We start from the raw sequence: 13,989 nt of genomic DNA, 5'->3' as shown, positions 1-13,989 counted from the left end.
TCCATTTGTAAGCATGATCTTGTCCGCAAACCGGTCTTCACTTCGCCGGATCATGCTCAGTAAAACTTGTAGTCCTGCGCGATCTCGTCGCCGAGCCTGGTGTTGTCGCGAATGAAATTGGCCAGGAATTCATGCAGGCCGGCGTCGAATATGTCCTTGATCGAACCGGCCGTCAGCATGGCCTGGGTCTTGCCAGCCGTCGCATGACAGGCATGGCGTTCGCCATAGTCGTCGCCCAGGAATTTCAGATGCTCCGTCAGGAAGCGATAACAGAAGGTCAGCGAGCGCGGCATCCGGACATTGAGGATCAGATAGTCGGCGATATTGGTCGGCTTGTAGTCGGCCTCGTAGACCCAGCGATAGGAGCGATGCGCCGATACCGAGCGCAGGATCGATTCCCACTGATAATTGTCCAATGTCGAACCGACCCACGATATCGACGGCAGCAGCACATAGTATTTCACGTCGAGGATACGCGCCGTGTTGTCGGCGCGTTCGACATAGGTGCCGAGCTGCGAGAAATCGAAGATCTCGTTGCGCAGCATGGTGCCGTAGAACGAGCCGCGGATCAGCGCCGTCTCGCGCTTGATCGCATCGAGCACGCTGGGCAGGTCGCGCTCGTCGATCGGCCTGGCCAGCATCCGCTTCAGCGCCATCCAGGCTTCGTTGATGCTTTCCCAGGTCTCGCGCGTCAGCGCGGTGCGCACCATGCGGGCATTGCTGCGGGCCGTCTCGATAGAAGACATCGTGCTCGAGGGGTTCGACGTGTCGCGCAGCAGGAAGTCTGCGACGTTGGCGGCGCTGTAATCCTGGTATTTCTGGGTAAAGGTCGCGTCCGAACCGGCGCTTAGCAGCACCGAATTCCATTCCTCCGAGGCATTCTGGGTGCGGGTAAGCGCCATGCGCAGCCCGGCATCGACCAGCCGCGCCATGTTTTCCGCCCGCTCGATATAGCGGTTCATCCAGTAGAGCCCGTTGGCGGTGCGGCCTAAAAGCATCAAAAAACCTTCAAATGAAAATCAGTCATCGAGCACCCAGGTGTCTTTGGTGCCACCGCCCTGCGAGGAATTGACCACCAGCGAGCCTTCTTTCAACGCCACGCGTGTCAGCCCGCCGGGCACGATCTGAATGCGGTCGGAAACGAGCACGTAGGGCCTGAGATCGACATGGCGCGGCGACAGTCCCTTCTCGGTCAGAATCGGACAGGTCGACAGCGCCAGCGTCGGCTGGGCGATGTAGTTCGACGGCTTCGCCTGGAGTTTCCTGGAAAAATCCTGGCATTCCTTCTTGGTCGCCGCCGGCCCAACCAGCATGCCGTAGCCGCCGGAACCATGCACTTCCTTGATGACCAGTTCGTCGAGGTGCTCGAGCACATATTTCAGACTGTCCGGTTCCGAGCAGCGCCAGGTCGGGATGTTGCCGAGGATCGCCTTGCGGCCGGTGTAGAATTCGACGATCTCGGGCATGTAGGAGTAGATCGCCTTGTCGTCGGCGATGCCGGTTCCCGGCGCGTTGGCGATGGTGATGTTGCCGGCGCGGTAGACGTCCATGATTCCGGGCACGCCAAGTGCCGAATCCGGCCGGAAGGTCAGCGGATCGAGGAAGGAATCGTCCACTCGCCGGTAGAGCACGTCGATCTGCTTGTAGCCCTCGGTGGTGCGCATCGCGACATGGCCGTCGACGACGCGCAGATCCTGCCCCTCTACCAGCTGCACGCCCATCTGGTCAGCCAGGAAGGCGTGCTCGAAATAGGCGGAGTTGTAGCTGCCCGGCGTCAGCACGGCGATGGTCGGCGTGCCCTTGGTGCTTTGCGGACGCACCGCCGCCAGCGACTGGCGCAGGAGTTGCGGGTAGTTTTCGACAGGCCGCACCTTGATCTGCTGGAACAGCTCGGGAAAGAGCTGCATCATCGTCTCGCGGTTCTCCAGCATGTAGGAGACGCCCGACGGCGTGCGCGCGTTGTCCTCAAGCACATAGAATTCGTTTTCGCTGATGCGCACGATGTCGACGCCGATGATATGGGTGTAGACGCCGGCCGGTGGCCTGACCCCGATCATCTCGGGCAGGAACGCTTCGTTCCTGGCGATCAGCTCCTTGGGAACGCGGCCCGCGCGCAAGATCTCCTGGCGATGATAGATGTCGTCGAGGAAGGCGTTCAACGCCTGCACGCGTTGCTCGATGCCTTGCGTCAGCCGCCGCCATTCATTGCCGGAGATGATGCGTGGAACGATATCGAAGGGGATAAGGCGTTCGGATGCTTCCTGCTCGCCATAGACGGCAAAGGTGATGCCGGTCTTGCGAAAAACGCGTTCGGCGTCCTGCATCTTCTCGGTAAGTCTGGCCGGGTCCTGCTCCTTCAGCCAGCGATCGTAAGCCGAATATGGTTTTCTCAACCCGGAAACTTCCGGAAGCATTTCATCAAACGCTGCCAATCGCATACTCCCCTGTGACGCCATTTCACTGGCCCCGCCGGAGAAAATCAAGCGCAATCGGCGATTTCAGGGGTGTCGGCGATCAGTATGTCATCGCTGCCTAAAATTAGGGCAGCAACAATGTGGCTGTGTCAGGGGTTTGCCTCCTTAGAAGGCGCGGAAGGTAACGACCGTGAACGTGTCCTTGATGCCGGGTAGAATCTGCACCTTCTCGTTGACGAAGTGGCCGATGTCCTCCTCGTCGTCGACATAGAATTTGGCGAGCAGATCGTAGTTGCCGGCGGTCGAATAGATTTCCGAGGCGATCTCGGCATCGGCGAGCGCACTGGCGACCTCATAGGCCTTGCCCAGATCGCACTTTATCTGCACGAAAAATGCCTTCATTGCCCAGTCCTGCTCAGCCGCACCTGCAGCGCCGCGCGTCCATTTGGACGCGTAAAGGACGCTGTAGCACTTTGATTGCGCATGATCCTTTCCGAAAATCGATTTCGATTTTCGGGGTCATGCGCACAAGCGGCCCTTGTGGCAGACTGCCGCCCGGCTTTCAAGCATGAGGGCGCGCTAAGGCCGCCCTCGCCTGAGTTCCGCATATGAGACGCTGAATGTTAGCCGTCGCTGAAACCATGAACCGCCGTCAAGCGTATGGTATGCTGAGCGTCTTCGGACGGCTCCTCAAGGGGACAATGGAGGCAGGCCATGCGCCGCGCGCTTTTCGCATTCGTAGTCGTTCCATTCATTTTCGCGTTCCAGGCTCTGGCCGGCGATGCGGAAATCAAGGCTGGCCAGGCAACCATCGACGGGCAATTGAAGGCTTTCATAGCCGATGACGGCGCTGCCGCCTACAGCTTCGCCGCGCCGAATGTGAAACGCATCTTTCCGACCGTCGACACCTTCATGAACATGGTGACCAATGGCTATGCGCCGGTGCGCAAGCCACGGACCTATTCCTTCAGCAAGGTGCAGGAAATGGGCCCGACATCGATCATCCAGCAGGTGCTGATCGTCGGACCGGACGGCAAGGACTACGAGGCCGTCTATACGCTCGAGCAGCAGCCCGACGGGACCTACCGGATAACCGGCTGCAGCCTGCGCGCTTCCAACGCGCTGAGCACCTGAGCGGTCAAGGGCGCGAGAAATCACATCGACGAATTTCGGTTCTGAGCCTGTCACAGCCCGACATCGACCGGCCCCAGCGTGAAGGCGAGGTTCTCAAATTCGGACCGGTCGCTGGCACCACGTGTAAATTCGTCAACACCCGCATAGGCGAAATCACCTCGGTGGCCCGACGGCATCGGCCCCGGTTAGGCTTACAATCCCGGCAGGACGGGGTTGCGGTGATAGAAAGACAATTGAGCGCCCAGATAAATGCGCGTCCCTTCCAACGCCTTGTGCGTCGCACGTCGGCGTGATTTTCTCTTAGTCAGGGGGATCTCATGGTCGAAGACAAGAAGACAGGCACAGAGCTTGATATCAAAGTCGGGACTGGCGGCGTGGAAGCCAAGATTCGGTCCCGATGGCTTTCCGCATTGGATGCTTTGTTAGGCAACAGGGCAGAGATCAAAGGCCTCAATGAAGCACTTAAACTGCAGGTCGAGCGCAACAGGGCTGAACGTGATGCCTTCGCGCATGAAAGGCACATGACTGTCGAGCGCGGGAAACTATCGCAAGAGATGAAGGCGCTTGAAGCTACGGGCGATCTTCTGGTCCAGCGATTGAGGGACGATCCGGCGTTGGTCGAAGAATTCGCTCGGCGCTATTACCCCGAACTGGCTCAGAAGCAGGAGAACGTGGATCGCTCCCTCGAAAGCGCTTCGAACCAGTTGAAGCTGCTGCCTGCTCCGGAGCCTTCTGCAGTCGAAGATTATAGCGACACCGTGGATGAGGACTGGCTAAATTTCTGGCGAGACTATGCGGAGAAGGCTTCGTCACAGCGCATGCAGCGGCTTTGGGGGCGAATTCTTGCGGGTGAAATACAAGAAGAAGGTTCCTTCTCCCGTACAACACTGCGCATCGCCGCAGAGCTCAACAAGCACACCGCAACAATCTTCCAGAAACATGCACGACTGCGTTATTTCGACGGCTTGATCGTAAGCCCGACCGATCAGAGCGATCTGGATGAGTTCATCCAACTTGAGGATGCGGGCCTCATCAACGGCGTCGGTGCAAACCTATCGAAGAACCCGAAGATCGACGATGATGCCGGGTTTTTCGTCTTTCGGAGCGGAGATTGGTGTCTCCATTGCTATGCCTCCAGACCGGATACTAATTGGATCGAGGTAGAAGTTTTTACCTTGACGCGCGCGGGCTTGGAGTTCGCTGCCATTGCCGGTCAGGATGATAAGGCGACGCTTTTGCGACTTGCAGAGATTTTGGGCGGCCAGTTCTCCGATATTACGCTCTTTCCAATAGAGCACGAACGCGTCGTTCCGCCAGGAGAGATGCTGAAAGAAACGGAGCCCAGCCCAGGCGGTTAGACGTATTGACTCGTCGAACCACGCCGGGGCGGCCCGTCGCGTTGTAAACCCGTTCAAAACCGTTTTTAGGCCTATCCAACCCCGATTGAGGAGGGGTGACGGCGTGCTGGTGGTCGGAAGCGGGCAATCTGGCACAATACCGGCCGTTGCCGATGAAGCGCGCCAGACGGTTGACCACCTCGTCAGATGAGTAATGTTTGCGGTCAAGGAAGGCATGAAGCGGATCGCGAGGTCGGGTTTCCTTCGCAATTACCGGCGCATCGATCAGTAGCGGACTGGAATATCGCCCTTCGCCCAGCCTTCGGAAATTTCCGCGGTCCGCACTTCGAACGCGCCAGCCTCGATCGCGGCGCGAATGTCCTGCATCAGCTTCTGATAGTAGGAAAGATTGTTCCAGGTCAGAAGCATCGCCCCCAGCGCTTCTTGCGAACGCACCAGATGGTGCAGATAGGCACGCGAATAATCCCGCGCCGCCGGGCAGTCGCTGTCCTCGTCCAGCGGGCGTGGATCGTCGGCATGGCGGGCGTTGCGCAGGTTGACCTTGCCACGTCTTGTATAGGCAAGGCCGTGGCGGCCGGCACGGGTTGGCATGACGCAATCGAACATGTCGATGCCACGCGCCACCGATTTCAATATGTCGTCCGGCGTGCCGACGCCCATGAGATAGCGCGGCCTGTCCGCCGGCAGTTCCGGACAGGTGATGTCGAGCATGTCGAGCATCACCGCTTGCGGTTCACCGACGGCCAGACCGCCGACGGCGTAACCCTTCAGATCCATCGCCTTCAGCGCCTGTGCCGAACGTAGCCGCAAATCAGGCACATCGCCGCCTTGTACGATGCCGAACATCGCCTTGCCCGGTTGGTCGCCGAACGCCGACTTGCAACGCTCGGCCCAGCGCAACGACAATTCCATGGCGCGCTCGATTTCCTTCTTCTCGGCCGGCAGTGCCGTGCATTCGTCGAGCTGCATCTGAATGTCGGAATCGAGCAGCCCCTGGATCTCGATCGAGCGTTCGGGCGACATCTCGTAGGCGGCGCCATCGATATGAGAGCGGAAGGTGACGCCTTTTTCAGTGAGTTTCCTCAGCTTCGACAGCGACATCACCTGGAAGCCGCCGCTGTCGGTCAGGATCGGATGCGGCCAGCGGGCGAATTCATGCAGGCCGCCGAGCTTCGCCACGCGCTCTGCGCCGGGCCTCAGCATCAGATGATAGGTGTTGCCAAGGATGATGTCCGAGCCGACGCCACGCACTTGATCCATATACATCGCCTTCACCGTACCGCCGGTGCCGACCGGCATGAAGGCCGGGGTGCGTATTTCGCCACGCGGCATGGTGATCGCACCGCGCCGCGCTCTGCCGTTGGTCGCCAGCACCTTGAAGGTGAACTCTCTAGTCATCAGTCATTGAATTCCTTGTCATGCACCGGTGCGCCCGCAGCCTGCTTGTCCAGCGACTGCCGATAACGGATGCAGCCACGCATGAATTTAGGCCAGGGCGGCACGGCGATAGCCGGCTCGGTCCTTTCCGGCAACAGGTCCCAAAGATCGGGATGATGCCAGCACAGATCATGGCCGGTGGCATCGCGGTGGGTGCGAATGCCGGCACGCAATTTCCTGACCTCGGCGATCAAGGCGTCGCGATCGAGGCTTTCCAGATCATCGTCCATCGTTCTCCTCCCTGAACAGAAGACTTGCGTCTCCATAGGAATAGAATCTGTAACCGGTCTCGATGGCATGCGCATAGGCCGCGCGCATCGTTTCGAGCCCCGAGAAGGCCGAAACCAGCATGAACAGCGTCGAACGCGGCAGATGGAAATTGGTCATCAGCATGTCGGCTGTCTTGAAGCGGTAGCCGGGCGTGATGAAGATGTCAGTCGGCCCCGACCAGGCGGCGAGCCGGCCGTCGGGGCTTGCCGCACTTTCCAGCAGGCGCAGCGAGGTAGTGCCAACGGCGATGATGCGCCCGCCTCTCGCCTTCGCCGCGTTCAGCGCCTCGGCTGTTTCCGGGCTGACGGAGCCGGTCTCGGCATGCATCTTGTGGTCGGCGGTGTCGTCGGCTTTCACCGGCAGGAAGGTGCCGGCGCCGACATGCAAGGTGACGAAACGGCGCTCGATGCCCTTCGCGTCGAGCGCGACGAACAGCTCCGGCGTGAAATGCAGGCCGGCCGTCGGGGCGGCTACCGCCCCCTCCTCCCTTGCATAGATGGTCTGGTAGTCGCCGCGGTCGCGCTCATCGTCGTCACGCTTCGACGCAATATAGGGTGGCAGCGGGATATGGCCGACAGCGTGCAGTGCCTCATCAAGGAACGGACCGGAAAGGTCGAAGCCGAGCAGCACCTCACCGCCGTCGCCTTTCTCGATCACCGTGGCGTCGAGTTGGCCGAGAAAGCAGGAATTGCCGTCATGACCGAAATGAATGCGGTCGCCGGCGGCGACGCGCTTGCCCGGCCGCATGAAGGCCAGCCACCGGTCCGGCGCGGTGCGCATATGCAGCGTCGCTTCCACTTGCGCCACCGCCTCGCCACGCCGCCTGATGCCTTTCAGTTGCGCGGGAATGACCTTGGTGTCGTTGAAGACCAGGACATCGCCGCGCTTCAGCAAGGATGGCAGATCGCGCACCGTGCGGTCCTCAAGCCCTTCGTCCGGCCTGACCACCAGCATCCTGGCGCTGTCGCGCGGCTCGGCCGGGCGAAGCGCGATGCGCTCCTCCGGCAGTTCGAAATCGAAAAGATCGACGCGCAAGAATTCCCCGCCTCAAGGTTCAGGGCAGGTCACCGCCCAGGCGCCAACACCTTCTACGCTCAGCGTACCGCCCATAGCCGTGCTGGATTGTTCGCTGGCCTTGACCAGCCGCAATCTGGCGACGATCGAACTGATGGCTTCATCGGTGAGGTCGATCAGCATGCGCTGATCGTCCTCGAATGCCTGTCCAACGACGATTTTCGTCGAGCCCGGCTGCCCGTCCGTGGTCCATGTCTTGCCGCCGGCATCCAGCCATACGCGCGCGACGGCGATGACGGCGGTGTGTCCCAGCAGGACGTCGATCGACGCAGCCCCGCCCTCGGCACTGCAAACGATCGATTCTGTAGCTAGCGCCGGCGTGGCTGCAGCAGCAAACATCAGCGTGACTGCTGCGACAGCCCGGCAACTCATTTTACGTCGGCCGCAACCTTCAGCGACACGATCTTGTCGGGATCCTGCACCGGCTCGCCGCGCTTGATCTTGTCGACATTGTCCATGCCCTCGATCACCTGGCCCCAGACTGTGTACTGGCGGTTGAGGAAGGCGGCGTCATCGAAGCAGATGAAGAACTGCGAATTGGCCGAGTTCGGGTTCTGCGAACGCGCCATCGAGCAGGTGCCGCGAGCGTGGTTGGCGTTGGAGAATTCCGCCTTCAGGTCAGGTTTTTCCGAGCCACCCATACCCGCGCGGGCGGGCGCAAAAGTCGGCTTGCTGGAATTCCCGAACTTCACATCGCCGGTCTGCGCCATGAAACCGTCGATGACACGGTGGAACACCACGCCGTCATAGGCGCCTTCGCGCGCCAGTTCCTTGATGCGGCCGACATGGCCGGGCGCCAAATCGGGGAAAAGTTCGATGACGACCTTGCCCTTGGTCGTTTCCATGATGAGCGCGTTCTCGCGGTCCTTGATCTCGGCCATGTCAGATATCCTTTTGAAAAAACAGACTTATTTGACAATTTTACTTGTCTGCGGCGATGCGCACCTTGATCATGCGGTCGGGGTCGCTGACCGTGCCATTGTTCGCCTCGTCGCCCTTCTTGATGTTATCCACCAGTTCCATGCCGCTGACGACTTTGCCGACGATGGTGTACTGGCCATCGAGCGGTGGCGCCGGCGCGAACATGATGAAGAACTGCGAATTCGCGGAATTCGGGTCCTGTGAACGGGCCATGCCAACCACGCCGCGCTCATAATGCTCGGTCTTGGAGAACTCGGCCGGCAGATCGGGAAGATCGGATCCCCCGGTGCCGACGGCGTCGGCATTGAAGCCATTCTTCATGTTGCCGAACTTGACGTCGCCGGTCTGCGCCATGAAGCCGTCGATGACGCGGTGGAAGGCGACATTGTCGTAGGCGCCCTGGCGCACCAGCTTCTTGATCTGCGCGACATGCTTGGGCGCGAGATCGGGCCTCAGCACAATGGTCACGTCGCCGTCCTTCAGCGTGATGATCATGGTGTTTTCCGGATCGGCGGCGAAGGCCGAAACGGATGCGGTCACAAGACCGGCGAGCACGACAAGGAATGAGGCAAGCCTTTTGAGCTGCATTGGATGATCTCCGAAAATCTATTTCGCGAATTTGGCGGTGAGCGCACCGGCCACGGCCGCCGGCACGAAGGGGCGGATGTCGCCTCCCATCGAGGCTATCTGGCGGACAAGTGTGGCGGTAATGGTTCGCACCGAAGGGCTGGCCGGCAGAAAAACCGTCTGCAGCTCCGGCGCCATGGTCTCGTTCATGCCGGCCATCTGCATCTCATAGTCGAGATCGGTGCCGTCGCGCAGGCCGCGGATCATGATCGAGGCGCCCTGCTTCCTGGCAGCATCGATGACCAGCCCATCGAAGGCGACGACCTTGATGCGGGCGCCGTCGCGGCCGAATTCCGCCTTGGTCGCACTCTCGATCAGGGTCACCCGTTCCTCGAAGGAAAACAGTGGCTTCTTGCCAGGATGGATGCCGATCGCCGCGTAGACAATGTCGGCCACGGCCAGCGACGCTTTCAGCACGTCGAGATGGCCGTTGGTCAGCGGATCGAAAGAGCCGGCATAAAGGGCGATGCGTTCGGTCATGGCAGGCTTCTAGCGGGCACACGGGCGGAAGGCAAATCCGATTGATGCAACGAACGTGAACCTTTTCGCGGACATGAACGACAGATGAATGCGTTGATCACGAACGCTTCACGCAGCGTTCACTAGGTTGCAGCTTCAGAAGATGAAACCAAATCCCCATCTAATCGTTGTTAGGCGCAGGAGAACACGCACATGCTGATCTACATGCTAGCCACCGCAATGACCGTCGCCATGCTGATCGCCACCGTATTTGGGCTGCATCAGGAGGCGGATCGCGTTCGTGCCAAGGCCAACACCAAGCGTTTCGAAGGCTTTGGCGTGCGAAAGCCCTACCGACACTTCTAAGTCACGTACTCACAGATTGCATTTCGCGCCGGCCGTGGGCCGGCGCCGCCATTTCAAGGCCTATTGGTGTCCGTACCGGTATCCTCAACGCTGCCATTCGACCCGACCTCGACGTTCTCTTCGACTTCCTCGTCCGATTGCGGTTCCGAAATGCGCTCCACCGACACGACCTTCTCGCCTTCGGCGGTGTTGAAGATGGTCACGCCCTTGGTGGCGCGGCTGGCGAAACGGATATCGTGGACCGGCACGCGGATGACGGTGCCGCCATCCGAAACCAGCATGATCTGGTCGTCATTGCCGACCGGGAAGGTCGCCACCAGGCGGCCGATCTCTGCCGTCTTCGACAAATCGGTGGCGCGGATGCCCTTGCCGCCGCGTCCTGTCAGGCGGAAATCATAGGACGACGAGCGCTTGCCATAACCATATTCCGTCACCGTCAGCACGAACTGCTCATGCGCCTTGAGGAACTCGTAGCGTTCGTCGGAAAGCTCCGTTTCCTCGCCGACCTCCTCATTGGTGAGCTGGATGTCTTCCTCCTCGCCGGTCGCGATATCGGCGGCGAGCCGCCGTTCGGCCACCACCCGCTTGAGATAGGCGGCACGCTCGGCCGGCGGCGCGTCGACATGTTCGATCACCGCCATCGAGATCACCCTGTCGGTGTCGGCCATGGCGATGCCGCGCACGCCGACCGAATTGCGGCTCTGGAACACACGCACGTCGCTGACCGAAAAGCGGATGCATTGGCCGGAACTTGCGGTCAAAAGCACGTCGTCATTGTCTGTGCAGGTCTCGACGCCGAGGATCTCATCGCCTTCCTCCTCCAGCTTCATGGCGATCTTGCCATTGCGGTTGACCTGGACGAAGTCCGACAGCTTGTTGCGGCGCACGGTGCCGCGCGTGGTGGCGAACATCACATCGAGCTCGCCCCAACTCGTCTCGTCCTCGGGCAGCGGCATGATCGTGGTGATGCGCTCACCCTGTTCCAGCGGCAGCATGTTGATCAGCGCCTTGCCGCGTGACTGCGGGTTGCCGATCGGCAGGCGCCACACCTTTTCCTTGTAGACGATGCCGCGCGAGGAGAAGAACAGCACCGGCGTATGCGTGTTGGCGACGAACAGCCTTGTGACGAAATCCTCTTCCTTGGTCGACATGCCGGAGCGGCCCTTGCCGCCACGGCGCTGCGCCCGGTAGAGCGACAGCGGCACGCGCTTGATGTAGCCGGAATGGCTGACCGTCACGACCATGTCCTCGCGCTGGATCAGGTCCTCGTCTTCCATGTCCGCCCCGCCGTCGGTGAGCTCGGTGCGGCGCGGCGTGCCGAACTCGTCGCGCACGGCGATGAGCTCATCCTTGACAATCTGCTGGATCCGGGCGCGGGACGACAAAATGTCAAGATAATCAACAATTTCGACACCGATCGTATTCAACTCGTCGGCGATCTCGTCGCGGCCGAGCGCAGTCAGGCGCTGCAGGCGCAGTTCGAGGATGGCGCGGGCCTGCTCCTCCGACAGATTGTAGGTGCCGTCCTCGTTGATGCGGTGGCGCGGATCGTCGATCAGGAGGATCAGCGATTCGACGTCGCCCGAGGGCCAGCGCCGTTCCATCAACTGCTCGCGCGCCGTCTGCGGATCCGGCGCGGTGCGGATGAGCTTGATCACCTCGTCGATATTGGCGACGGCGATGGCCAAACCGACCAGCACATGGGCGCGGTCGCGCGCCTTGCGCAGCAGGAACTTCGTGCGCCGGCTGATCACCTCCTCACGGAAGCTGACGAAGGCCTTCAGCATGTCGGTCAGCGTCAGCACTTCCGGCTTGCCGCCGTTGAGCGCCACCATATTGGCGCCGAAGGACGTCTGCAGCGGTGTGAAGCGATAGAGCTGGTTCAGGATGACGTCGGCGACCGCGTCGCGCTTCAGTTCGATGACGACGCGGTAGCCCTGGCGGTCGCTCTCGTCGCGGATGTCCGAAATGCCTTCGATGCGCTTGTCGCGCACCAGTTCGGCCATTTTCTCGATCATCGACGACTTGTTCACCTGGTAGGGAACCTCGGTGATGATGATCGATTCACGGTCGTTGCCGCGCTGTTCGATGTTGACCTTGCCGCGCATGACGATGGAGCCGCGACCGGTCGAATAGGCGCTGTAGATGCCGGAACGGCCGAGCACGATGCCGCCGGTCGGGAAATCCGGTCCCGGGATGATTTCCATCAGCGCCGGCAGATCGATCGCCGGATTGTCGATGATGGCGATGGCGCCGTTGCAGACTTCGCCGAGATTGTGCGGCGGAATGTTGGTGGCCATGCCGACGGCAATGCCGCCGGACCCGTTGACCAACAGGTTCGGGAAGCGAGCCGGCAGCACCTTCGGCTCGGTATCGGAGGCATCATATGTGTCCTGGAAATCGACGGTTTCCTTGTCGATATCCTCCAGCAACTCATGCGCGACCTTGGTCAGCCGCGACTCGGTGTAACGCATCGCCGCTGGCGGATCGCCGTCGATCGAGCCGAAATTGCCCTGCCCGTCGATCAGCGGCACGCGCAGCGACCAGTCCTGCGCCATGCGCACCAAGGCGTCATAGATGGAGGCATCGCCATGCGGATGGTATTTACCCATCACGTCGGCGACCGGGCGGGCCGACTTCACATATTTGCGGTTCCAGTGGTAGCCGCTCTCATGGGCGGCGTAGAGAATGCGCCGATGCACCGGCTTCAAGCCGTCGCGCACGTCAGGCAGCGCACGGCTGACGATCACGCTCATGGCGTAATCAAGATAGGAGCGCTGCATCTCCTCAATGATGGATATCGGCTCTATGCCGGTCGGGCCGCCATCGGCGCCGCGCGGTGGTTTCTGGTCGGTCAAATCAGGTCACAATCCAGTCGGGAATCACTGGCTGCTTATATAGGAAGCGCAGCCGAAACTCCAATATCGGCGACGGCTTTTCCAGAGACAATTTCGTTGGTAATTTCAAAAGGATACCACCGATTGCGACGATATGGCCAAGGCGCTTTTCGCCATTGCCAAGGCAAAGCCCGCCATCAAGGTGGCGCGACCGCGACAACCCGGCCATCGTATCGCTTCAGGGACATGGAACGGGTCGGCGCTAAGAAACGCGCCGGCGGGCGCGATAGGCGCCGGGCGCTTCCCCCATGACCCGCCGGAAGCGGCGGTTGAAGGTCGACAGATCGTTGAAACCCGCCTCGAAGGCAATCGCCGAGATCGCATCGTTCGACATCCGCAGCCGCACCGCGGCCCGGTGCAGCCGCGTTTTCAGCAGGAACTGGTAAGGCGTCATGCCCGCCACTTGCCGGAATGTCCGCAGGAAATGATAGGGACTGGTCGCCGTCCCGTCGGCAAGCTCAGTGAGCGAAAGCGGCCGGTCGGCCTCCAGCTCGATCAGCCTGACTGCTTCGGCGACCCGTTTCTGGTCGCGGCGGCTTGGCGGCCTGCGGGCCCGCAGGGAACCGGTGGCTGCGGCGACCACCGCGCCGGCGATGCGCAGGCCGAGGTCCTCGAACGCATCGCTGTCAGCCGTTTCGCGCGCGGCCTCCGCCTCCGCCAGCAGCGGCGCCAGCACCGGCAGGGGCGGCAGGCGAGGCGCCGCAAAGCCCAGTCGCCTCGCACCAGGCACCTCAGCGACGATACCTTCCATATAGGCCGGGGCAAAATGGAACGAGAGGCAGCGGTCGCCGGCTCCATGTTCGTGGCCGCATTCGTAGCAGGCGCCGGGATTGCCGAGTAGGATGGCGCCGGGAGCCAGCATCGCCATGCCCTGCCGCGTGCGGTAGCGGAAGGTGCCGCTGGTCACCGCGGCGACACAGTAAGTCCGGTGCTCTTCCTCGAACGGCCTGTCGCCGGCGCCGGCCGTGCACACCACGTCGGACACGTGCCAGCCCGGCCCCGATGCCAGGTTTTGCTCGCTCGTCGTCATGG

At 61.1% G+C, this 13,989-nt stretch carries 16 protein-coding genes; 3 read left to right on the top strand and 13 right to left on the bottom strand.

The features are described 5' to 3' along the window. Positions 1 to 56: 56 nt before the first annotated feature. From C9427_RS02520 to C9427_RS02510, 3 genes are all read right to left on the bottom strand, one after another. Complete coding sequence (locus C9427_RS02520; RefSeq protein ID WP_107647639.1) at positions 57 to 998, bottom strand: alpha-E domain-containing protein; 942 nt, start codon at positions 996 to 998, stop codon at positions 57 to 59. A gap of 21 nt (positions 999 to 1,019) precedes the next feature. Further along, complete coding sequence (locus C9427_RS02515) at positions 1,020 to 2,432, bottom strand: circularly permuted type 2 ATP-grasp protein (protein WP_167434221.1); 1,413 nt, start codon at positions 2,430 to 2,432, stop codon at positions 1,020 to 1,022. A gap of 147 nt (positions 2,433 to 2,579) precedes the next feature. Beyond that, positions 2,580 to 2,816, bottom strand: coding sequence for an Lrp/AsnC family transcriptional regulator (locus tag C9427_RS02510; protein ID WP_006334738.1), 237 nt, complete (start codon positions 2,814 to 2,816; stop codon positions 2,580 to 2,582). A 312-nt stretch (positions 2,817 to 3,128) separates the two neighbouring features. Between C9427_RS02510 and C9427_RS02505 the strand changes: the two genes are divergently transcribed. After that, positions 3,129 to 3,548: a DUF4864 domain-containing protein gene (locus C9427_RS02505; protein ID WP_107647637.1), complete on the top strand. Its 420-nt coding sequence runs from the start codon at positions 3,129 to 3,131 to the stop codon at positions 3,546 to 3,548. 317 nt (positions 3,549 to 3,865) lie between these two features. After that, on the top strand, positions 3,866 to 4,906 hold the full coding sequence (locus tag C9427_RS02500) for a DUF2806 domain-containing protein (protein ID WP_107647636.1): 1,041 nt from the start codon (positions 3,866 to 3,868) through the stop codon (positions 4,904 to 4,906). Between the two features lie 264 nt (positions 4,907 to 5,170). Here the strand turns inward: C9427_RS02500 and tgt are convergent, their stop codons facing one another. The 7 genes from tgt to coaD form a co-directional block, all read right to left on the bottom strand. Continuing rightward, positions 5,171 to 6,304 carry a tRNA guanosine(34) transglycosylase Tgt gene (gene tgt / locus C9427_RS02495; RefSeq protein ID WP_107647635.1) on the bottom strand — a complete coding sequence of 378 codons (1,134 nt, stop codon included), beginning with the start codon at positions 6,302 to 6,304 and terminating at the stop codon, positions 5,171 to 5,173. Then, positions 6,304 to 6,573 (bottom strand): hypothetical protein, encoded by a 270-nt coding sequence (locus tag C9427_RS02490; RefSeq protein WP_107647634.1) that lies wholly within the window; start codon positions 6,571 to 6,573, stop codon positions 6,304 to 6,306. Before C9427_RS02490 ends, tgt begins: the two co-directional genes overlap by 1 nt. After that, positions 6,563 to 7,648: a tRNA preQ1(34) S-adenosylmethionine ribosyltransferase-isomerase QueA gene (queA, locus tag C9427_RS02485; RefSeq protein WP_107647633.1), complete on the bottom strand. Its 1,086-nt coding sequence runs from the start codon at positions 7,646 to 7,648 to the stop codon at positions 6,563 to 6,565. Before queA ends, C9427_RS02490 begins: the two co-directional genes overlap by 11 nt. Positions 7,649 to 7,660: 12 nt before the next feature. Continuing rightward, positions 7,661 to 8,026, bottom strand: coding sequence for a hypothetical protein (locus C9427_RS02480; RefSeq protein ID WP_107647632.1), 366 nt, complete (start codon positions 8,024 to 8,026; stop codon positions 7,661 to 7,663). Positions 8,027 to 8,055: 29 nt separating this feature from the next. After that, a complete protein-coding gene (locus tag C9427_RS02475) occupies positions 8,056 to 8,568 on the bottom strand; it encodes a peptidylprolyl isomerase (RefSeq protein ID WP_107647631.1) in 513 nt (170 codons plus the stop codon). 40 nt (positions 8,569 to 8,608) lie between these two features. Continuing rightward, positions 8,609 to 9,103 carry a peptidylprolyl isomerase gene (locus C9427_RS02470; RefSeq protein WP_425351629.1) on the bottom strand — a complete coding sequence of 165 codons (495 nt, stop codon included), beginning with the start codon at positions 9,101 to 9,103 and terminating at the stop codon, positions 8,609 to 8,611. 111 nt (positions 9,104 to 9,214) lie between these two features. Continuing rightward, positions 9,215 to 9,715 carry a pantetheine-phosphate adenylyltransferase gene (coaD, locus tag C9427_RS02465; protein WP_107647629.1) on the bottom strand — a complete coding sequence of 167 codons (501 nt, stop codon included), beginning with the start codon at positions 9,713 to 9,715 and terminating at the stop codon, positions 9,215 to 9,217. 192 nt (positions 9,716 to 9,907) lie between these two features. Here coaD and C9427_RS02460 point away from each other — a divergent pair, with 192 nt between their 5' ends. Then, a complete protein-coding gene (locus tag C9427_RS02460) occupies positions 9,908 to 10,060 on the top strand; it encodes a hypothetical protein (RefSeq protein ID WP_107647628.1) in 153 nt (50 codons plus the stop codon). Positions 10,061 to 10,113: 53 nt separating this feature from the next. On the opposite strand, the gene gyrA is transcribed toward C9427_RS02460, so the two are convergent. Genes gyrA through C9427_RS02445 form a run of 3 tightly spaced genes read right to left on the bottom strand, consistent with a single transcriptional unit; the run spans position 10,114 to position 13,987 of the window. Further along, positions 10,114 to 12,918 (bottom strand): DNA gyrase subunit A, encoded by a 2,805-nt coding sequence (gene gyrA / locus C9427_RS02455; protein ID WP_107647627.1) that lies wholly within the window; start codon positions 12,916 to 12,918, stop codon positions 10,114 to 10,116. Position 12,919: 1 nt separating this feature from the next. Then, a complete protein-coding gene (locus C9427_RS02450; protein ID WP_107647626.1) occupies positions 12,920 to 13,126 on the bottom strand; it encodes a hypothetical protein in 207 nt (68 codons plus the stop codon). 33 nt (positions 13,127 to 13,159) lie between these two features. Then, positions 13,160 to 13,987, bottom strand: coding sequence for a helix-turn-helix transcriptional regulator (locus C9427_RS02445; protein ID WP_107647625.1), 828 nt, complete (start codon positions 13,985 to 13,987; stop codon positions 13,160 to 13,162). Positions 13,988 to 13,989: the final 2 nt, after the last annotated feature.

This window comes from Mesorhizobium helmanticense, assembly GCF_003034915.1.
In the GTDB taxonomy this organism is placed as follows: domain Bacteria; phylum Pseudomonadota; class Alphaproteobacteria; order Rhizobiales; family Rhizobiaceae; genus Mesorhizobium; species Mesorhizobium helmanticense.
The sequence above is the reverse complement of the archived record's forward strand: the minus strand, read 5'-3'. Positions and strand labels throughout refer to the sequence as shown.